General features: G+C 71.2%; 16 protein-coding genes. 4 read left to right on the forward strand and 12 right to left on the reverse strand.

Translation table 11 applies throughout. The features are described from left to right. Nucleotides 1-2: 2 nt before the first annotated feature. The 7 genes from ACFWAY_RS38705 to ACFWAY_RS38735 form a co-directional block, all read right to left on the reverse strand. On the reverse strand, nt 3-4328 hold the full coding sequence (locus tag ACFWAY_RS38705) for a type I polyketide synthase (RefSeq protein WP_378514265.1): 4326 nt from the start codon (nt 4326-4328) through the stop codon (nt 3-5). After that, complete coding sequence (locus ACFWAY_RS38710) at nt 4325-4612, reverse strand: acyl carrier protein (protein ID WP_378514266.1); 288 nt, start codon at nt 4610-4612, stop codon at nt 4325-4327. Before ACFWAY_RS38710 ends, ACFWAY_RS38705 begins: the two co-directional genes overlap by 4 nt. A 42-nt stretch (nt 4613-4654) precedes the next feature. Beyond that, a complete protein-coding gene (locus ACFWAY_RS38715; RefSeq protein ID WP_378514267.1) occupies nt 4655-6406 on the reverse strand; it encodes a fatty acyl-AMP ligase in 1752 nt (583 codons plus the stop codon). Nucleotides 6407-6536: 130 nt separating this feature from the next. After that, nucleotides 6537-7061, reverse strand: coding sequence for a hypothetical protein (locus ACFWAY_RS38720; protein ID WP_378452703.1), 525 nt, complete (start codon nt 7059-7061; stop codon nt 6537-6539). Beyond that, nucleotides 7058-7639, reverse strand: coding sequence for a hypothetical protein (locus ACFWAY_RS38725; RefSeq protein WP_378514268.1), 582 nt, complete (start codon nt 7637-7639; stop codon nt 7058-7060). Before ACFWAY_RS38725 ends, ACFWAY_RS38720 begins: the two co-directional genes overlap by 4 nt. Before the next feature lie 59 nt (nt 7640-7698). Continuing rightward, the gene (locus ACFWAY_RS38730; RefSeq protein WP_378514269.1) at nt 7699-8409 is read right to left on the reverse strand and encodes a TVP38/TMEM64 family protein; all 711 of its coding nucleotides are present in this window, start codon (nt 8407-8409) and stop codon (nt 7699-7701) included. Between the two features lie 72 nt (nt 8410-8481). Beyond that, nucleotides 8482-8766 carry a hypothetical protein gene (locus ACFWAY_RS38735; protein WP_378514270.1) on the reverse strand — a complete coding sequence of 95 codons (285 nt, stop codon included), beginning with the start codon at nt 8764-8766 and terminating at the stop codon, nt 8482-8484. Nucleotides 8767-8883: 117 nt separating this feature from the next. On the opposite strand from ACFWAY_RS38735, the gene mutA reads away from it, so the two are divergent. From mutA to meaB, 3 genes are read left to right on the forward strand one after another with little or no spacing between them, the layout of a single operon-like run. Next, a complete protein-coding gene (mutA, locus tag ACFWAY_RS38740; RefSeq protein WP_378514271.1) occupies nt 8884-10800 on the forward strand; it encodes a methylmalonyl-CoA mutase small subunit in 1917 nt (638 codons plus the stop codon). Further along, nucleotides 10797-13061, forward strand: coding sequence for a methylmalonyl-CoA mutase (gene scpA / locus ACFWAY_RS38745; RefSeq protein WP_378452708.1), 2265 nt, complete (start codon nt 10797-10799; stop codon nt 13059-13061). The genes mutA and scpA overlap by 4 nt, the downstream gene beginning before the upstream one ends. 1 nt (nt 13062) lies before the next feature. Then, nucleotides 13063-14067, forward strand: coding sequence for a methylmalonyl Co-A mutase-associated GTPase MeaB (gene meaB, locus ACFWAY_RS38750; protein ID WP_378452709.1), 1005 nt, complete (start codon nt 13063-13065; stop codon nt 14065-14067). On the opposite strand, the gene ACFWAY_RS38755 is transcribed toward meaB, so the two are convergent. Both ACFWAY_RS38755 and ACFWAY_RS38760 read right to left on the reverse strand, forming a co-directional pair. Continuing rightward, complete coding sequence (locus tag ACFWAY_RS38755) at nt 14056-15093, reverse strand: nucleoside hydrolase (protein ID WP_378514272.1); 1038 nt, start codon at nt 15091-15093, stop codon at nt 14056-14058. The two genes, meaB and ACFWAY_RS38755, sit on opposite strands and share 12 nt — an antisense overlap. Next, nucleotides 15090-15557 carry an OsmC family protein gene (locus ACFWAY_RS38760; RefSeq protein ID WP_378514273.1) on the reverse strand — a complete coding sequence of 156 codons (468 nt, stop codon included), beginning with the start codon at nt 15555-15557 and terminating at the stop codon, nt 15090-15092. The genes ACFWAY_RS38755 and ACFWAY_RS38760 overlap by 4 nt, the downstream gene beginning before the upstream one ends. Nucleotides 15558-15647: 90 nt before the next feature. Between ACFWAY_RS38760 and ACFWAY_RS38765 the strand changes: the two genes are divergently transcribed. Further along, the gene (locus tag ACFWAY_RS38765) at nt 15648-16277 is read left to right on the forward strand and encodes a maleylpyruvate isomerase family mycothiol-dependent enzyme (RefSeq protein ID WP_378514274.1); all 630 of its coding nucleotides are present in this window, start codon (nt 15648-15650) and stop codon (nt 16275-16277) included. Here the strand turns inward: ACFWAY_RS38765 and ACFWAY_RS38770 are convergent. The 3 genes from ACFWAY_RS38770 to ACFWAY_RS38780 are packed head-to-tail and all read right to left on the reverse strand — an operon-like array spanning nt 16261 to nt 19216. Next, the gene (locus ACFWAY_RS38770; RefSeq protein WP_378514275.1) at nt 16261-17568 is read right to left on the reverse strand and encodes a CoA transferase; all 1308 of its coding nucleotides are present in this window, start codon (nt 17566-17568) and stop codon (nt 16261-16263) included. The genes ACFWAY_RS38765 and ACFWAY_RS38770 overlap by 17 nt on opposite strands. Continuing rightward, nucleotides 17565-18359, reverse strand: coding sequence for a maleylpyruvate isomerase family mycothiol-dependent enzyme (locus ACFWAY_RS38775; RefSeq protein ID WP_378514276.1), 795 nt, complete (start codon nt 18357-18359; stop codon nt 17565-17567). Before ACFWAY_RS38775 ends, ACFWAY_RS38770 begins: the two co-directional genes overlap by 4 nt. Beyond that, nucleotides 18356-19216, reverse strand: a complete 861-nt coding sequence (locus ACFWAY_RS38780) for a 3-methyladenine DNA glycosylase (RefSeq protein WP_378514277.1) — start codon at nt 19214-19216, stop codon at nt 18356-18358. Before ACFWAY_RS38780 ends, ACFWAY_RS38775 begins: the two co-directional genes overlap by 4 nt. Nucleotides 19217-19218 lie beyond the last annotated feature (2 nt).

Here is a 19218-nt window from a genome sequence, read left to right on the forward strand (position 1 = left end):
GGTTACGCCGCCGCGACGAGCTCTGCGAGCTCTTCGGCGAGAGCTGCCACCGTGGACCGGATCTGGTCCTCGGTGTGGCACGAGGTGACGAAGAAGCGCAACCGCGCGAGGTCTTCGGGCACCGCCGGGTAGAGGATGGGGTTCACGTTGATGCCGCGCCGGAGCAGTGCGTTGGACAACGCGAGGGTGCGGAGTGAATCCCCGACGATGCAGGGGATGACCGGGGTGTCCTCGGTGTCCCCGGTATCGATTCCGGCGTCCGTGGCGAGCTGCAGGAAGAGCCGCGAGTTGCGACGCAACCGCTCGAGCGCCTCGGGTTCGGCGCGCATCTGCCGGATCGCGGCCAGGGACGCCGCGGCATTCATCGGCGTCATCCCGACGCTGTAGACGAAGCCGGGCGTCGTGTACTTCAGGAAGCGGATGAGCTCGGCGCTGCCCGCGACGTAGCCGCCGCAGCCGGCCAGGGCCTTCGACATCGTGCCGGACCACAGCTCCACGTCGTCGCGGTCGACGTCGAAGTGCTCGCCGATGCCCCCGCCGGTGGCACCGAGCACCCCGATGCTGTGCGCCTCGTCGATCATCATCAGCGCCTGATGCTTCTTCTTCACCGCGATCATCGCGGGCAGGTCGGGGATGTCGCCGTCCTGGCTGTAGACGCCCTCGATGAGGATGAGGACCCGCCGGTACTGCGAGCGGATCGCGGTGAGGAGGGCGTCCAGCGCGGCGTGGTCGTTGTGCGGGAAGGGGCGCCGGGTGGCGCCGGACAGTGCGCAGCCCTGCAGGATACTGTCGTGCGCGAGACTGTCGTGGATGACCAGGTCACCCTCCCCGAGGAGATGACCGATGACCGTGACGTTGGTGGCGTGTCCGCTGACGAGGGCGATCGCGTCCTCGGTGCCGAGCAGGCCGGCCAGTTCGGCTTCGAGTTCGCGGTGGACCGGCTTCTCCCCGGACAGCAGCCGACTGGCCGAGGAGGAGCTGCCGTAGCGGGCGACCGCGTCCTGCACCGCCGACACGACGGCGGGATGCCCGGACATGCCGAGGTAGTTGTAGCTGGAGAAGTTGACGACCTCCGCGCCCCCGATCGTCGACGTGTCCCGCGTGACGCCGTCGTTGACGAGGAAGTACGGGTTGGTGACACCGAGCCCCTCGGCCGTGTCCAGCCGGGCGGCGAGCGCCTGAACCTCCGGGAACTCCGCGATACGGAACTCGGGTGCCACCGCGGTGCGTAGGACCACCGGTTCCTGCGGGACGGACGGTTCCGGCGGCGCGGCCGTGGGGGACCCGGGTGCGTGGTGCGCGGTCACATGCTCGATCACATCGCCGACAGTGCGGCTCGGTGAGAACCAGTGCGGTTCGACGACGAGACCGGGGAATGCGCGGCTCACCCCGCCGAACAGGTCGGTGATCATGATCGAGTCGAATCCGAGGTCGCCGACGATCGTCTGCGTCGCCTTCAGCGCCGCCGCGGGGAACCCGCTGACCCGGGCGACTTCCGCGCGCACCCTGGTCGCGACGTCGCCGACCGGTGTCGCGGGACCCGGCCCGGCGCCCGGCGTCGCCGCCGGCACGGGGAGGGCTACTGCGGGAACGCCGTTGGCGGCAGCGGCGAGGACGGCGGCCTGTTCCCGGAAGAGCGCGATCAGTTGTTCCATGGTGGTGTCCTCGGGGTCGGGGTCGGGGTCGGGCGTCGTGTGGGCGGGTGCGGGGATCGGCGCGGCCGCGGGTGCGTCGTCGGGTGTCCAGAAGCGGGCGGTGGTCGCGAACTCGTATCCGCGGAGCCGTCGGCGGACCCGGGCACCCGGTTCGTACAGCGCATCCCACGCGGGGTCGAGTCCGTCCCGGTACAGGGCGGCGACGGTGTCGGGGAGTTCGGTGCCGGTGGCGGCCGGACCCGGGCACGGTGCCAGGTGCCGCGCGGGCGAGTCCGGATGGGCGCGGGCGGTGAGCGGCAACAGGATTCGTGCGGGGCCCACCTCGATCAGGTGGGTCGGATCGCAGATCATCGCGGCCGCGGTGGCGTCCGCGAACCGCACGGTCGCCGTGATGTGGTCGGTCCAGTAGGCCGCGTCCATCGGCTCGTCGACGTCGAGCAGCCGCCCCCGTGTGGTCGAGAAGATCGGGATCTCGGGCGGTCGATACGTGCAGTCGGCGGCGACCTCCGCGAACGCGTCCTGCATCGGTGCCATGGCGGGGGAGTGGAAGGCATGCGAGACGGTGAGCCGGCGGACGAGAAGTCCGGCCGCGGTCAGTGCGGCGCCGAGGCGGTCGAGCGCGTCGGCCGCCCCCGACAGCACCACGTCCCGCGGCCCGTTCACCGCCGCCAGCGCGGCCGCGGGCTCGCCGGCGAGCAGGTCGGCGACCTCGTCCGGTTTGGCCCGGACCGCGAGCATCGTGCCGCCCGCGGGCAGTTGCTGCATGAGCCGTCCCCGCGCGACGATCAGCCGGCATGCGTCGTCCAGGCCGAACACTCCGGCGTGCGCTGCGGCCGCGTACTCGCCGACGCTGTGACCGACCAGCCATGCCGGTTCGATGCCCAGCTCGCCGAGCGTCCGGGCGAGCGCGTATTCGGCCGCGAACAGGGCGGGCTGCGCGAACTCCGTCCGATGGATCTCGTCCCCGGCATCGAACAGCATCTCCCGCACCGAGCGGCCCAGATGCGGCGTCATCCGCTCGTCCACGTCGGACAGTGCGCGCCGATAGGCGCCGTGGTGCTCGTGCAGCGCGCGGGACATTCCCGGGTACTGCGCGCCCTGACCGGTGAAGAGCCAGCCGATGCTCACGGGGCGGGCCGCGCCGGACAGCGACTCGAGCAGGTGTTCGTCGTCCGCGACAGCGCGCAGCGCCGCGACGGCCTCGTCCCGGTCGTGCGCGGTGAGCGCGAGGCGGTGGCGCCCGGATGCCTTGACCGTGTTGGTGCTCCAGCACACCCGGCCCAGGTCGGCAGCCGGACGGGCGAGCAGATCGTCGGCCAGGACGGCGGCGTTGCGGGCGAGGCCTTCCCGGTTGTTCGACGACAGGGTGAGCACGCCGCCACCGGCACTCGCCGCGGCGGGGTCGGTGGCGGGCGCGGAGGCCAGCAGCATGTGGGCGTTGGTGCCGCCGAGCCCGAAACTGCTGACGGCCCCGTGCGCGACGCCGCCGGGCAGCGTCATCGGCTCGGACAGGAGGCGGAGGCCGTTGTCCGCCAGGCGGAGTCGCGGGTTCGCGTCCTGCGCGTAGCGGCTGGGCGGCACGACGCGGTGGTGCAGGGACAGGGCCACCTTGATCAGGCCGGCCACGCCGGCCGCTCCCTCCGTGTGGCCGAGATTGCCTTTGATCGATCCGATCGCGCACGGCTGCGGCCGGGTCACCCCGTGGACGTGACCGAGGGCCTTGATCTCGATCATGTCGCCGAGCACCGTTCCGGTGCCGTGCGCCTCGAGGAACGCGACCTGGGCGGGCGTGACACCCGCACGCCGGTAGGCCGTCTCGACGACCTGCTGCTGAGCCCAGCGGTTGGGTGCGGTGATCCCGTTGCTGCGGCCGTCGTTGTTGACGGCGCTGCCCTCGATCACCGCGTAGATCGGCAGGCCCTCGGCCTGCGCGTCCTCGAGCCGGCGCAGCACGAGGACCGCGACACCCTCACCGCGACCGATGCCGTCGGCCGTTCCGCTGAACGGTTTGCACCGGCCGTCCGGCGCGGACAGCCCGGCCTGGGTGTAGAAGACGTTCACCGTCGGGGTCAGAGTGAGGTTGACGCCCCCGGCGAGGGCCTGATCGCAGTCCCCGGACCGCAGCGCCGCGCAGGCCAGATGGATGGCGACGAGGGACGACGAGCAGGCCGTGTCGATCGCCATGCTCGGGCCCTGCAGGTTCAGGTGGTAGGAGACCCGGTTCGCGGTCATGAAATAGCCGTTGCCGCTACCGAGTTGGGGGGTGATACGCGAGACGTCACGCATCTGGAGATTCCACTCGTTGGCCATGACGCCGACGTACACGCCGGTGTTCGACCCGGCCTGCGCCCGCGGGTCCAGGGCGGCGTCCTCGAACGCGCGCCACGCCGCCTGCAGCAGCAGGCGCTGTTGCGGGTCCATCGCCGCGGCCTCGCGGGGCGCGATGCCGAAGAATTCGTGGTCGAACGCGTCCGCGTCGGCGAGGAATCCGCCGCTGCGGTTGTTGACCGAGCCGGGACCACCGGCGGCGGCGTAGACGTCGTCCGCGTTCCATCGCCCGGCGGGGACGTCGGTGATTCCGTCGCCGCCGCCCATCAGCAGCGTCCACAACGCGTCGGCGTCGGGTGCCTGCGGAAAGCGGCAGTCGAGGCCCACGACGGCGACGTCGGTCATGAGGCCTTCCGGTACCGGGCTGCGGCTTCGTCGACGACGAAGACGGCCATCTCGGCGATGGTCGGATAGTCGAACACCACGGTGGGATCGAGTTCGAGGTCCCAGCGGTCCTCGATCTCGCCGCACAGGCTCACCGCGGATACCGATTCGATTCCCAGTTCGGCGAGCGGCAGGTGGGGGTCGACCTCGCGCACCGGTTGTTCGGTGTGGAAGGCCACCCTTCCGGCGAGCCAGTCGATGACGGGTGCGTGGTCGCGCGGGGTGCTCTGTTCGGGGATACGCATGGGTGTTCTCTCCTGGTCGGTGATGGGTGATGGTGATCGGGGTCAGGCGGGCGCTGCGACGGCGGTGGTCCGGAGGCGTTCCACCGCCGGGTCGATCTCCTCGTGCAGCACCGCGTCGACGCGGGACTGCAGGAACGACGCGCGCATCGACCTGCGCTGGACCTTCCCGCTCGTGGTGCGGTGCACCCCGTGCCGGTCGACGAGCACCACGCTCGGCGCGTGGACGTCGAAGTCCCGGGCGACGGCGAGCCGGATCCGGCGTGCGAGGCCGGGCAGCGTCAGGTCGTCGATCAGCGCGGTTTTGACCTCGTGGATCACCAGCAGCCGCTCGTGCTGTCCGGTATCCATCGACAACACCACCCCGGCGGCACCGGTGAGCGCCGGGTGCAGCTCCCGCACTGCCTCCTCGATGTCCTGCGGGTACAGGTTGCGGCCGTTGACGATCAGCAGGTCCTTCAGGCGGCCGGTGACGAAGAGGTGACCGTCGTCGTCGGTCACCCCGAGGTCGCCGGTGCGCAGGTACGGTCCGTCGCCGGCGAGGGTGGCGCGGAACTTTGCCTCGGTCTCGTCGGGCCGGTTCCAGTAGCCGGCGGCGACGCTGCCACCGGAGATCCAGATCTCCCCGACCCGGCCGTGCGGCAGCTCCCGGCCGGTGTGCGGGTCGACGATGCGGATGTCGCACCCGAACGGCCGGCCGCTGCTGACCAGCCGGACACCGCCGACCTTCCGGGTGAGCTCGTGGCGCTCCAACGCGGCTGCATCGACGTCGAGATAGCTTGGGGCGCAGCCCACCTCGCTCGCGGTGGCGAGCAGGGTCACCTCGGCCATCCCGTACGCGGTCAGGAACGCGCCCGCTGGGAAGCCGAAGGGCCCGAGCCGGTCGGTCACGGCGTCGAGGGTGCGTGGCCGGATGGGTTCGGCCCCGTTCAGCGCGACCCGCACCGAGGAGAGATCCAGCCCGGCCAGTTGGTCGTCGGAGATCCGGCGGGCGACGAGGTCGTACGCGAAGTTCGGGCCGAGGGTCATGTCGGCGCGGTACCGGTCGATCAGCTGCAGCCACCGCACCGGCCGCTTGAGGAAGGACATCGGCGACATGAACACGAGATTTCCGCCGAAGTAGATCGGCAGCAGCAGCATCCCGATCAGCCCCATGTCGTGGAAGTGCGGGAGCCACCCGGCGCCGGTCACCGTGTCGTCGGCGCCGTTGGCGAGGGTCATGGCCGCGGCGTTGTGCAGCAGGTTGCCGTGGGTCACCATCACGCCCTTCGGTTCGCTGGTGGAACCGGAGGTGTACTGGAGGAAGGCCAGGGTGTCGCCGTCGAGGTCGGGGAGTCGCCAGTCGTCTGGATCGCCCGGTTCGGTGGTGTCGGTCGCGGCGACGGAGACCGCGGCGGCGAGCCCGGAGTCGCGGATCCAGGTGTCGAGCGGATCGGCGACCGCGGCGGTGGTCAGGACGAGGCGCACGTCGGCGTCCTCGAACATCGAGGCGACGCGCTGCATGCTGCGCACGTCGTGCGGGACGGGTGCGGGGACGGCGACCACCCCGGCGTACAGGCAGCCGAGAAACGCGCGGAGGAAGTCGATTCCGTCGACGTACAGCAGCATCACCGGGTGGTCGGCCCCGGGCCGCGCCGACAGCCACACCGCCAGTGCGCGGGCGTCCCGATCCAGGTCGCGGTAGGTCACTTCCTCGGCGACGAGTTCGCGGCCGACCTCACGGTGGTAGGTGTAGGACCGGTCGTCGCCGTAGATGGCGACCTGGGCGCGGACGTGTGACACGAAATCGGTAGGCACGAATGTTTTCTCCCTCGGACTGGACGAGTACGACTCTCGTCCGCGTCGGGATGGGATCCCACCGCCCTCAGGGCTGGTTCTGCGCACCCCCTGGGGTGAAAGTTCCGCACCGGTGGATGTCGCGGGACTGCTACGTGATGAGGGCGCGTCCCGTTCCGCACACCGCGATCGCCCAGAGCACGCTGGTGAACGTGCCGATGATGAATTGTTCCGATGCGTGCGGTTCGCGGAGTTCGGGGTAGCGGGCCAGTCCCTTGACCGCCAGGACGACGGCGATGCCCTCCGGCCAGGCCGCGAGGATCGAGGCCGCGACGGCGGCACGCTCGAGGAGTCCGATGATCCGTCCGCCGCGCAGCGGCCCGGCGTCGGGAGGGGGGTCGGAACCGGCGTCGGGCTGGCGGCGCGCGATCCGGAACGCGGCGAGCACGAGGGGTGCCCCGCCGGTGGCGGCGGCCGCCACACAGAGGACGAGGGTCGCGGCGAGGGCGAAGCCGGTGACCGGTGTGGTGGTGGAGGCGGCGAGCGCGGCGACGGCCAGGGCGAGTGCGACCACGATCGGCGCCGCCCACTGGGACATCCAGCGGGTGCGGGGCGCTGCGAGCGCCAGCGGTGCGACCGCGGCGACGCCGAGGGCGATGAGTGCGAGGGTCGTCACGTGTCCGCCTTGCGTAGGAGTCGTTCGGCCAGTCGTCGTCCGGCGGTCTCGACGTGCCAGCCGGCGGTGGAGAGTCGTTGGGAGACCGCCTGCTTGCTGATGCCCAGCGCGCGGGCAGCCTCGGTCTGGGTGGAGCCGTGCCGCATCTGCTCGACGGCCTCGCGGCCCTCCTCGGTGCGGCGCGCGACGAGGACCGCGACGAGGGTGAGGGCGGTGTCGGCGTCGGTGGCGCCGCCGGGGTCGGGGCCTTCGACGGCCACCCGGCCGGCGGCGTTCTTGGCGCGTTCGACGGCGACCCGTGCGGACTCGAACGCGGGGCCGCGCCCGGCCCGGGTCTCGGCGGGGAGGGGTTCTTCGACGGGGCCGGCGCCGATGCCGATACTCCAGTGTTCGCGTCCGACGAGGTCGAGTGCGAGGTCGACGACGGTGGCCGGGTCCGCGACCACGGCCTGGACCTCGTCGCCGGCGGTCCGCTGGAACGGGCGGGCGAGGTCACGGCCGGCGAATTCGGTGAGGAGTTGGGCGACGCGGTCGACGTCGCGGCGGCTCCCGCGCTGGTCGACCGTCAACACGAACATGGGTCAAGGTTAGAAACTGGATACCAGGATGTCAAGACTCAAAGCTTGACTTGCGTGGTTCAAGGCTGCGTTATTGACTCGTCCTCGGCGGGGCAGCCGACGGGCACGTCCGGGATCGCGCCGCCGGACCCGTCCAGCGGCCGCCGGGAGTCCACGACCAGCCCGGCGATTCCGAGAACGATGCACGCCGCGGACAGCATGAGAAGTCCCGGCTTCGTCTCCCCGGTGAGGGCGTCGCCGAGAACGACGATGCCGATGGTCCCCGGCAGCACGCCGACCACCGTGGCCAGCACGTACGGGACCAACCGGATCGAGGACACGCCGGCGCAGTAGTTCACCACCGAGAACGGGACGAACGCGATCAGTCGCAGCGACCCGACGGCGAGCCAACCGCGCCGGGCGATCCGCTCGTCCACCCGGCGGATCGTCGGATTGGAGATGCGCTGCCACACCACGTCCCGGCCGACGGCGCGCACCAGGTAGAGGGCAATCACGGCACTCACCGTCGACGCCAGCACCGCGATCGCGATGCCCAGCCACGCACCGAACAGCAGACCGGCACTGAGCGTGAACACCGTGCGCGGGAACGGAAACACCGTCACCACGGCGTGCACGGCGAAGAAGACGAGAGGGAACGCCGGCCCGACCGACCGCGCCCACTCCCGCACCTGCAGCACGGACGGGTGCGGTGCCACCAGCGCAACGACGACCAGCGCGACTGCCAGTACTGCGACGCCGATCACCCTGCGGTCCCCGAGGCGTCTCTTCACAGGGCACCAGGCTACCCGGGTGACCGGTACGGGGCGCCGCGAGCGGGCGGTCAGGACGGGCGGCGGCGTCCGTCACGGTCGGGGTGTGACGACGTCCATCGACAATTCGGCCGTGACCAGGCCGTCGCATGTTCCGCGCCGCTCCCGCACGGTGAATCCGAGGAGATCGTCGAGCAGCACGGCGAGGATGCCGCCGTAGGCGGTGTGGGCGGTGTTCGGGGCGAGCGCACCGATGTCCATGCTCATACGATTGAGTGGTTCGCCGCGGTCGTCGACGTCCCGGGTCGGCGCGCCGAGACCGAACAACCGCTGTGTGGCGGGGCGATCGGTGACCACCGGTTCGTGCGCAATGCTCATGACCTGAGGTTATTCATCGTGTGGTGATCCTCACGATAGGGGGCGCCGAACTGCGGCTAGCATCACAGTCACACAACGTATTGATCGATCGCTCATCAGGGAGAGGAAGCCGACACCGTGTCATTAGCTTCAGAAGCCGAGGAAGCTGCGCGGGCGTACGCCGACTGGCAGCGCTCCGTGGCCGGAGTCCTCGCGAAGTCGCGTCGGATCGACGCCGCGGAACTCGGTCCGGAACCCCAGAAGCTCCTCGAGACCGTCACCTACGACGGTGTCACCGTCGCGCCGCTGTACAGTCCGCGCGACGAGCGTCCGGAGCAGCCCCTACCCGGCACCTTCCCCTACGTGCGTGGCGCGGACGCCACCCGGGACGTCAACGCGGGCTGGCTGGTCAGCGCCCGCTTCGGCGAGAGCGCGGAGGCGGCGGACGTCAACCGCTCCGTCCTCGACTCCCTGGAGAACGGTGTCAGCGCGCTGTGGCTCGCCGTCGGCGGCGACAACCTTCCGGTCCGGTCGCTGGAGACGGCGCTCGACGGGGTGCTCCTCGACCTGGCACCGCTCACCCTCGACGCCGGAACGGACGCACCGCTCGCGGCGCGGGCACTGTTCGCGTTGCTCGACGCGCGTGCTGCGGCGGGTGACGGGGTCACCGACCGCACCGCGGTCCATGTCGACCTCGGGATCGCCCCGCTCACGAGCGCGTTCTCCGGTGCCGCCGACGTGGAACTCGGCGACGCGGTGGCCCTCGCAGCCGAGTCCGCGTCCCGCTCGGAGAGCGTGCGGGCAATCGCCGTGGACGGCACCGCATTTCACAACGCGGGCGCGTCCGACGCCGAGGAACTCGGCGCGGCGATCGCGGCGGGCCTCGAGTACCTGCGAGCCCTCACCGAGAGCGGCCTGACCATCGGCCAGGCGCTCGGGCAGCTCGGCTTCCGGTTCGCGGCCACCGACGACCAGTTCCAGACCATCGCCAAGTTCCGGGCGGCGCGGCTGGTGTGGGCGCGGATCGCCCAGGTGTGCGGCGCCTCCGACTTCGGCGGCGCCCCCCAGCACGCGGTCACCTCGGCCGCGATGATGGCGCAACGCGATCCGTGGGTGAACATGCTCCGCACGACGCTCGCCGCGTTCGGTGCCGGCGTCGGCGGCGCGGACGCCGTCACGGTGCTGCCGTTCGACGCCGCACTGCCCGCCGGGGCGCTGGGTGTGTCGAAGACCTTCGCCGCGCGCATCGCCCGCAACACCCAGCTGCTGCTGCTCGAGGAATCGCATCTCGGCCGGGTGCTCGATCCCGCGTCCGGCTCGTGGTACGTCGAGGACCTCACCCAGCAGGTGGCGGCCAAGGCGTGGGAGTTCTTCCAGCAGATCGAGGCGGCGGGCGGCTACCTCGCCGCACTCGACGCGGGCCTGATCTCCGAACGCATCGCCGCTACCCGCGCCCAACGTGATTCGGACATCGCGCACCGCAAGACCACCGTCACCGGGGTCAACGAGTTCCCGAACCTCGCGGAGGCACCGCTGCCCGCGGGCGCCGCCGAGACCGGTAGCGTCGCCCGGTACGCCGCGGCCTTCGAGGCGCTGCGGGACCGCTCCGACGCCTACCTGGCGGCGCACGGTGCACGACCCGCCGTGTTCCTGGCCCCGCTCGGCCCCGTCGCCGAGCACAACGTGCGGACCACGTTCAGCACGAACCTGCTGGCGTCGGGCGGCATCGAGGCCCGCAACCCCGGTCCCCTCGCCATCGGTGACGGCAGCATCGCCGCCGCTGCGAAGGACTCCGGCGCCGGCATCGCGGTGATCTGCGGTACCGACAAGCGGTACGCCGCCGAAGCCACCGCCGCGGTGGAGGAACTGCGCGCGGCCGGTGTCGGCACCGTGCTGCTCGCCGGCCCGGAGAAGGTCGTCGCCGACGCGGACGGCCCCACCCGGCCCGACGGATTCGTCACTGCCCGTATCGACGCAGTGTCGGTCCTGTCCGGCCTGCTCGACACCATCGAGAGCTCGAGTGACTCCTCGGGCGACACAGGGAGCAAGAAGTGACTACTCGCGAGGTCAAGCACGCGATCGGCAGCTTCGCCGAAGTGCCACTGGAGGATCCGCAGTTTCCGCAGCCGTCCGCCCCGACGCCGGAGCAGACGGACGGGCTGATCGCGTCCGCCGCGGCGGCGAACCACTACAGCCCGGAACAGGTGGTGTGGTCCACCCCCGAGGGCATCGACGTCAAGCCGGTCTTCACCAAGGCCGACCGTGATGCCGCCGAGGCGGAGGGCTACCCGGTGGGCAGTTTCCCGGGCGCAGCACCGTTCGTGCGCGGCCCGTACCCCACCATGTATGTGAACCAGCCGTGGACGATCCGCCAGTACGCGGGCTTCTCCACCGCCGCCGAATCCAACGCCTTCTACCGCCGCAACCTCGCGGCCGGGCAGAAGGGTCTGTCGGTGGCGTTCGACCTGGCGACGCACCGCGGCTACGACTCCGACCACCCGCGGGTGCAGGGTGACGTGGGCATGGCCGGGGTGGCGATCGACTCGATCCTGGACATGCGTCAGCTGTTCGACCACATCCCGCTCGACAGCGTCAGCGTCTCGATGACCATGAACGGTGCGGTGCTGCCGATCCTCGCGCTGTACGTCGTGGCCGCCGAGGAGCAGGGTGTCGCCCCGGAGCAGCTGGCCGGAACCATTCAGAACGACATTCTGAAGGAGTTCATGGTCCGCAACACCTACATCTATCCGCCGAAGCCGTCGATGCGGATCATCTCCGACATCTTCGCGTACACCAGCGCGAAGATGCCGAAGTTCAACTCGATCTCCATCTCCGGCTACCACATCCAGGAGGCCGGGGCCACCGCCGACCTGGAGCTGGCGTACACCCTCGCGGACGGTGTGGAGTACATCCGCGCCGGCCTCGACGCCGGCATGGAGATCGACAAGTTCGCGCCCCGGTTGTCGTTCTTCTGGGCGATCGGCATGAACTTCTTCATGGAGGTCGCGAAGCTGCGGGCGGGTCGCCTGCTGTGGAGCGAACTGGTCGCGAAGTTCGAACCGAAGTCCGCGAAATCGTTGTCGCTGCGCACCCACTCGCAGACGTCGGGCTGGTCGCTGACCGCGCAGGACGTCTACAACAATGTGGCCCGCACGTGCGTCGAGGCGATGGCGGCGACGCAGGGGCACACCCAGTCGCTGCACACCAACGCGCTCGACGAGGCCCTCGCCCTGCCGACGGACTTCTCCGCCCGCATCGCCCGCAACACCCAGCTGCTGCTCCAGCAGGAGTCGGGGACCGTCCGTCCCATCGACCCCTGGGGCGGATCGCACTACGTCGAGTGGCTCACCCACCAGCTGGCCAACCGGGCCCGCGCACACATCGCCGAGGTCGAAGAGGCCGGCGGCATGGCGCAGGCGATCAGCGAGGGCATCCCGAAGCTGCGCATCGAGGAGGCCGCGGCCCGCACGCAGGCCCGCATCGACTCCGGCCGGCAGCCGCTGATCGGCGTCAACAAGTACGTGCCGGACGAGGCCGACGAGATCGAGGTCCTCAAGGTCGAGAACTCGCGGGTCCGCAAGGAGCAGCTCGAGAAGCTGGACCGGCTGCGCGCCGACCGCGACTCGGACGCCGTCGAGGCGGCGCTGGCCGACCTGAGCCGCGCCGCGGCCACCACCGAGGGCGGCATGGAGAACAACCTCCTGGCCCTCGCGATCGACGCGGCCCGCGCGAACGCCACGGTCGGCGAGATCTCCGAGGCGCTCGAGAAGGTGTACGGGCGTCACCAGGCCGAGATCCGGACCATCAGCGGTGTGTACCGGGACGAGGCCGGAAAGGTCGACAACATCAACAAGGCAACGGAACTCGTCGAGAAGTTCGCGGAGGAGGAGGGCCGGCGTCCCCGGGTCCTCATCGCCAAGATGGGGCAGGACGGCCACGACCGCGGGCAGAAGGTGATCGCCACGGCCTTCGCGGACATCGGATTCGACGTGGACGTGGGACCGCTGTTCCAGACCCCGGAAGAGGTCGCCAATCAGGCGGCCGACAACGACGTCCACGTGGTCGGTGTGTCGTCGTTGGCCGCAGGTCACCTCACGCTGGTGCCTGCGCTCCGGGAAGCCCTCGCGGCGGTGGGACGTCCCGACATCATGATCGTGGTCGGTGGCGTCATCCCGCCCGGCGACTTCGCCGAACTGTACGAGGCGGGTGCCGCCGCGATCTTCCCGCCCGGGACGGTCATCGCGGACGCCGCCAGCGGTCTGCTCGAGAAATTGGCCGAGCAGCTCGGCCACGACCTGACGGGCACCCCGGAATAGCATGGGGCGGCCTCCAGTCGACATCGATGCCCTCGCCCGGGCCGTGCGCGCCAACCAGCGCGCCGGCCTGGCGAAGGCCATCACCCTGGTCGAATCCACCCGGACCGACCACCGTGAGGCGGCGCAGCGGCTGCTGCTCGAGCTGCTGCCGGAGTCGGGGAAGGCACACCGGGTCGGGATCACCGGGGTGCCCGGCGTCGGGAAGTCCACGTTCATCGACGCGCTCGGGATGCACCTGATCGGGCAGGGGCACCGGGTGGCGGTCCTGGCCGTCGACCCGTCGTCGACGCGCACGGGCGGGTCGATCCTCGGCGACAAGACGCGGATGGCGCGCCTGACCGTCGAGAAGGACGCCTACATCCGGCCGTCGCCGACGTCGGGCACCCTCGGCGGGGTCGCGAAGGCGACCCGCGAGACGATCGTGCTGCTCGAGGCCGCCGGATTCGACGTGATCCTCGTCGAGACGGTGGGCGTCGGGCAGTCCGAGGTGACGGTCGCGAACATGGTGGACTGCTTCTGCTTCCTCACCCTGGCCCGCACCGGCGACCAGTTGCAGGGCATCAAGAAGGGTGTCCTCGAACTCGCCGACCTCGTCGCCGTGAACAAGGCGGACGGCAAGCACGAGCGGGAGGCGAAGGGCGCCGCCCGGGAACTCGCGGGTGCGTTGCGGCTGATCTACCCGCACGACGCCGTCTGGACGCCGCCGGTGATCACGATGAGCGGGCTCGAGGGTGTCGGTCTCGAGGACTTCTGGAACACCGTCTGCCGGCACCGTGAGGTGCTGACCGCGGCCGGCCAGTTCGAGGAGAACCGGCGCCGCCAGCAGGTGGACTGGACGTGGACGATGGTCAACGACCAGCTGCTGCGCCGGCTCGCGTCCAACACCCGGGTCAAGGCGATCCGCGGCGACGTCGAACAGCGGGTGCGGGACGGTTCCCTGACGGCGGCGCTGGCCGCCGCCGAGATCCTCGACGCGTTCGACGGAACGGACGCGTCAGCCGACTGATTTCGCGAAGCGCCCGACCCGGTCGACGAGATCGTCGAAGAACGCGGCCGGGTCGGTGCTCACGGCGATGTCGACGTTGGGTTCCCGGTTCCAGTGACCCGCCCAGTCGGCGACCGTGGTGCCCCGGGTGAGCCGGCCGTGCAGTTCGACGTCGACGGTGGCCGGACGGGTCCTTGTGATCGCCGGATTCAACGCCACGGCCGCCGCGAACGGGTCGTGCATGTGCGCCAGGAAACCCTGATCGTGCGTGCGGTGAAAGTCCATGTAGAACCGGATGGCGTCGGACAGGTGCCGGATCACCGGGTTGGACGCGGTCGAGCGCACCTGCGGCCCGTCGTCGGGGGAAATGATCTCGGCGGGTGCGCTTCCCGCCGCCTCCGCCAGCCGCCGGACGTGCTCCGGTGTCATCTCGATCGTCTCGGTGACGTCCAGCCCGCACAGGATCGGACGCCTGCCCTCCGGCAGCCCGGAGAACGCGTCGAACACCTCCTTGGCCGCCTCCGGATCCACCGACACGTTCCATTCGCTGGTGGGGGTGGTGTTGCCGGGGTGGTTGAACGCCCCGCCCATCACGACCAGGCGCCGCAGCAACCGGGGCAGTGCAGGTTCCTCGCGGATCGCGAGGGCCAGGTTCGTCAGCGGTCCCGTCACCAGCCCGGTCAGCTCGCCCGGGTGGGCGCGAACCAGGTCGACCCACAGGGTGGTGGCGTCCCGCTCCGACAGCGACCGCCCGGACGGGGGAAGGACGGCGTACCCGATGCCCTGGGGTCCGTGCGTGTCCTCGGTGGTGCGCAGCGGGCAGTCCAGCGGCACCGGGGCGCCGAGCGTCACCTCGATGTCGGGTGCGCCGCACAGGGCGAGCCAGTTCAGGTTGTTCGCCGCGACCTGCTCGACGGGCACATTGCCCGCGGTGCTGGCGATGCCGGCGATCTCGGCCTCCGGGCTGGCCAGCAGGTACAGCAGGGCGAGCGAGTCGTCGATGCCGGTGTCGACGTCCACGATCAGCCGGTGTGCCGGGGCGCTCATGCGACGCGCACCGCGGGACGGTGCCGGACCGGGAAGTTCACCGATCGGGCGATGAAACACTTCTCGTGCGCCCGGGTGTGCAGATCTCCGGCGCGCGCGGCCATCGACTCGTCGGCCACCGTCACGACCGGCGCCAGCACGACCTCGGTGAATTCGCCTGCACCGCCCGGATGTTCGGACATGGTCCCGGTCGGCTCGTCGCGGTAGTCGACCACCACCACGCCGGCCGCTGCGGCCAGCCCCAGGTACCACAGCATGTGGCACTGCGACAGTGAGGCGACCAGCAACTCCTCGGGGTTCCACCGCGTCGGGTCGCCGAGGAACGACGGGTCGGAGCTGCCCTGTACATCGGGTTTCCCGGCCGCCGCGATCACGTGGTCCCGGTCGTAGGCGTCCGGGCCCGACGTTCCCGCGCCGCGGTTGCCGGTCCAGGTGACCGTCAGCGTGTAGTCGTGTGTGCTCACCCGACCATTCTTCACGGCCGCGCGATGAGTTTCGCGGGCGGGCACGGTCTGCTTACGTAGAGCACGACACCGCGACCGAAGGAGACGGACATGGCACGGGACACGGCACCGGACTGGGTCGCAGGGGAGCGGCGCGACCTGGCGTCGATGCTGGCGGGACTGACGCCGGAGCAATGGGACGCGCCGTCGCTGTGCGCGGGGTGGCGCACCCGGGAGGTGATCGCGCACATCACCACGCCGTACCGCCTGTCGACGGCGCGGATCCTGCTGAAGATGGTGAAGGCGCGCGGCGACTTCAACCGGATGTCGGACGCGCAGGCCCGCGAGGACGCACGGACCCTGACCGCCGACGCGCTGCTGCGCACGCTGGAGGAGAACGTCGCGCACCCGTGGAAGCCGCCGGGCGGCGGCTTCGAGGGGGCACTGTCCCACGACGTGATCCATGGTCTCGACGTGTCGGTGGCGCTCGGCTTGGGCAGGCGGGTCCCGGACGACCGCCTCGACCGGGTCCTCGGCGGCGTCGGCCCGAAGCATATTAAGTACTTCGGCACCGACCTGGCAGACGTGCAGTTGACGGCGGACGACCGAGCCTGGACCTTCGGTGCGGGCGCGCCGCTGCGCGGTTCCGCCCAGGACCTGCTCCTCGTGCTGTGCGGACGCCGGTTGCCGCCGGGACATCTGACGGGGGAACCGAGCCCGCGGTTCACGGCGACGGTGTGAGACCGGACCAGGCGGGGGCGTCGCCGCCCCAGGGCCGAGCCGGGAACGGGTAGTCGTCGAACTCGGCCAGGGCGGGCCGGGTGGTCACCAGGTCGCCGTGCGCGGTGAGGCACCGGGGCCCGGGCACCGCGGTCGGCGACGGATCCTCGGATCGGCCGTCGGCGGTCAGCAGCCACGCGCCGGTGCGGGCGAGTGACACGTCGACGGAGCGGCCGCGTCCGTCGACGTGCCCGGCGGCGAGGGCGTCGACGATGCCGGCGGCGAGCAGATAGCCGGTGGCGTGATCGAGTGCCTGCGCGGGAAGCGTGCCCGGGGTGTCGCCGCCCTCGATCGTCGCGATCCCCGACGCCGCCTGGACGATGCTGTCGAAGCCGCGGCGGTGCGCCCAGGGGCCGGAGCCGCCCCACGCGCACACCCGTCCCCGCACCAGACGGTCGGGGGCGTCGTCGAGCAACCCGTCCAGCGCGCCCGGACGATACCCGGTGACGACCACGTCCGCCTCGGCGAGCAGGCTGTCCCACACCGGCCTGCCGCCGGCGGACCGCACATCGAGCAGCGCGGACCGCTTGCCCTGCCCCGTGTCGAGGTGCTGCACGACGATTTCGGGGATCGACGGCGGATCGATCCGCAGCACGTCGGCGCCGAGCAGCGCCAGCGTGCGGGTGGCGACGGGACCGGCGATCACCCGCGTCAGGTCGAGGACCTTCACCCCCGCCAACGGCCCCCGGTCGGATTCCCGGTGGGAGCGGCGGTGCCGTGTCCGGGGACGGGAGCTCTCGGCGTGCACCACGGTGGACACGAGATCTCCGGACGCCGCCGCCGCACCCTGCGGGCTCGCCGCCCACTCCGCCGCGGTCCGCACGCGCACGGCGATGGCCTGCGCCGCGGCACGGTCCTCGACGTCGGCGGCGGACAGGCCCCCGATCCGGGCGGCCACCGCGTCGCGGCCGGCGTCGTCCGAGAGGTCGAGTGCCGCCAGCAGTTTCGCCCGGTGGTGCGGGTAGTTGGCGTGGGTCCGCACCCAGCCGTCCGCGGCCGCGAAGAACCCCGACAGCTCCGCGAAACCGGACACCGGGGCCCCCGACACCCGCAGCAGGCGGTCGCTCGCGAACGCGGCGGCGATCCGCTCGGGATCGAGCCGCCACGGCCGGGGGTCACGGCCGTGCGCGCTGTCGAACCGGTCGACGGCGCCGGTGAGCGCGGCCACCGAACCGGCCGCCAGCGCGAGGACGGGTAGGCGGGCCGCCAGGTAGTCGCCGGGGTCGCCGTAGTCGATGACGGTGGGGATCATCCGAAACTGACCCGGTCCAGCCAGAAGTCGAGCAATGCCGCGTCGCCGAGGATCTCGATGCCGGGGCCGCGGGGGTCGCGCCGCTTGTAGATCACGAGCAGGAGGTCGGTGAGGGGGCCGCGCACGGCGACCGCCGACTTCTCATGCGCCCGGCGCCAGTCGAGGGCGTCGCCGGTGAGGTCGACGACCCATTCCGCCTCCGCCTCGGGTGCGGTGTCGGTGGCGTGGAAGTGAAGGGTGCGGCCGGGGCCGAGCAACTCCCGCATCCACGGGTGGAAGTCGAAATGCATCGGCAGCGCACCGAGCCACATCCACTCGTCGACGGCGTCGACCGCCACGTCCTCGTCGACGGTGAACTCCGCCCCGAGGGCCAGGGTCGCGTCGGACCGGTGGACGAGCGTCTCGTGCGTGAACCGGCGCGCGTAGAACGTCGCCGTGCCGTCGGGCACCGGTTCGGTGCGCACCGCGGCGTCGGGTCCGGCGGACCGCAGGGTGTCCGCGAGGCGCGCGCCGCCGTCGACGAGCCAGGGGACGAGGACGGCCGGGTCCTCGTTCGCGTAGGGGGAGAGGTCGCGGAAGTGCTCGTTGGGCACCGGCTCCGTCGCCTGGGTGCGGACGGTCTCCTCCGCCCAGCGCTGGGCGCCGCCGAGGTGCCGCACCAGCTGCCCGACGTTCCAGCCGGGGCACGAGGGCACCGGCACCGTCATGTCCGCGCCCTCGATGGTGGCGGCCAACAGTGCGGTCTGCGTGACGATCTCGGAACAGTAGCGGTCGAAGCCCGTGCGAGTCATGGGATCACGGTAGCGAGCAACCGGCGGCACCGGTCGCGCAATGCGGCACGAAGCGGTGCGGCGCGGGCGGCCAGCGCGGACTGCTCCCGGACGTACTCGGCGCGGCCGTGCGGGGTCTCGATCGGGATCGGGGTGTACCCGTAGGCGGTCAGGTCGTACGGGCTGGCCCGCATGTCGAGTTCGCGTGCGGCGAGCGCCAGCGCGAAGCAGTCGACGGTCAGGTCCGAGTCGATCATCGGCGCCAGCTTGTAGCAGTACTTGTACAAATCCATGGACGCGTGCAGGCACCCGGGCTGCTCCCGCCCGAGCTGGTCGGCCCGGGTCAACGGCAGACTGTTCCGCGGTTCGGCGGCGGGGGTGAAGAACCGGAACGCGTCGTAGTGGGTGCAGCGCAGCTGCAGCGACTCCACGACGGAGTCGGTGCCGCCCGGCCCGAGCCGCAGCGGGACACTGCCGTGCCGAACCTCGTCGGAGCGGTAAACCATCGCCCACTCGTGCAGGCCGAAGCAGGACAGGTGGGTGGGACGCCCGGCGGTCGCCTCCATCAGTCGTGCGGTGAAGGCGACCGTGTCTGAGCGGCGTTGCAGGAACCCCGGGTCGACGGTGACACCGGCGTCGGTGCGGTGATACCCGCGGAGTTCGGCGTACTCCTCCCCACCGGAGAGGACCGTTCCCCACCCGGGGTGCCAGCGCAGCAGCTGATTCGGCCGAAAGCTGTAATAGGTGAACAGGAAGTCGATCACCGGATGGGTTTCGCCGCGTTCCCGGCGCTCCAGGTGCGGTCCGATCAGCGCGGACACCCTCGCCCGGTGCTGGTCGCGGCGAGGGATCCACTCCGACACGTCCAGAACGTCCATCC

Source organism: Rhodococcus sp. NPDC059968, from assembly GCF_042738615.1.
In the GTDB taxonomy this organism is placed as follows: domain Bacteria; phylum Actinomycetota; class Actinomycetes; order Mycobacteriales; family Mycobacteriaceae; genus Rhodococcus_F.

Excerpts from the sequence above, each read along its gene's own strand:
- ACFWAY_RS38705 (WP_378514265.1), bottom strand. The coding sequence starts at position 4,328 with ATGACCGACGTCGCCGTCGTGGGCCTCGACTGCCGCTTTCCGCAGGCA.
- ACFWAY_RS38710 (WP_378514266.1), bottom strand. The coding sequence starts at position 4,612 with ATGCGTATCCCCGAACAGAGCACCCCGCGCGACCACGCACCCGTCATC.
- ACFWAY_RS38725 (WP_378514268.1), bottom strand. The coding sequence starts at position 7,639 with ATGTTCGTGTTGACGGTCGACCAGCGCGGGAGCCGCCGCGACGTCGAC.
- ACFWAY_RS38735 (WP_378514270.1), bottom strand. The coding sequence starts at position 8,766 with ATGAGCATTGCGCACGAACCGGTGGTCACCGATCGCCCCGCCACACAG.
- meaB (WP_378452709.1), top strand. The coding sequence starts at position 13,063 with ATGGGGCGGCCTCCAGTCGACATCGATGCCCTCGCCCGGGCCGTGCGC.
- ACFWAY_RS38755 (WP_378514272.1), bottom strand. The coding sequence starts at position 15,093 with ATGAGCGCCCCGGCACACCGGCTGATCGTGGACGTCGACACCGGCATC.
- ACFWAY_RS38765 (WP_378514274.1), top strand. The coding sequence starts at position 15,648 with ATGGCACGGGACACGGCACCGGACTGGGTCGCAGGGGAGCGGCGCGAC.
- ACFWAY_RS38770 (WP_378514275.1), bottom strand. The coding sequence starts at position 17,568 with ATGATCCCCACCGTCATCGACTACGGCGACCCCGGCGACTACCTGGCG.
- ACFWAY_RS38775 (WP_378514276.1), bottom strand. The coding sequence starts at position 18,359 with ATGACTCGCACGGGCTTCGACCGCTACTGTTCCGAGATCGTCACGCAG.
- ACFWAY_RS38780 (WP_378514277.1), bottom strand. The coding sequence starts at position 19,216 with ATGGACGTTCTGGACGTGTCGGAGTGGATCCCTCGCCGCGACCAGCAC.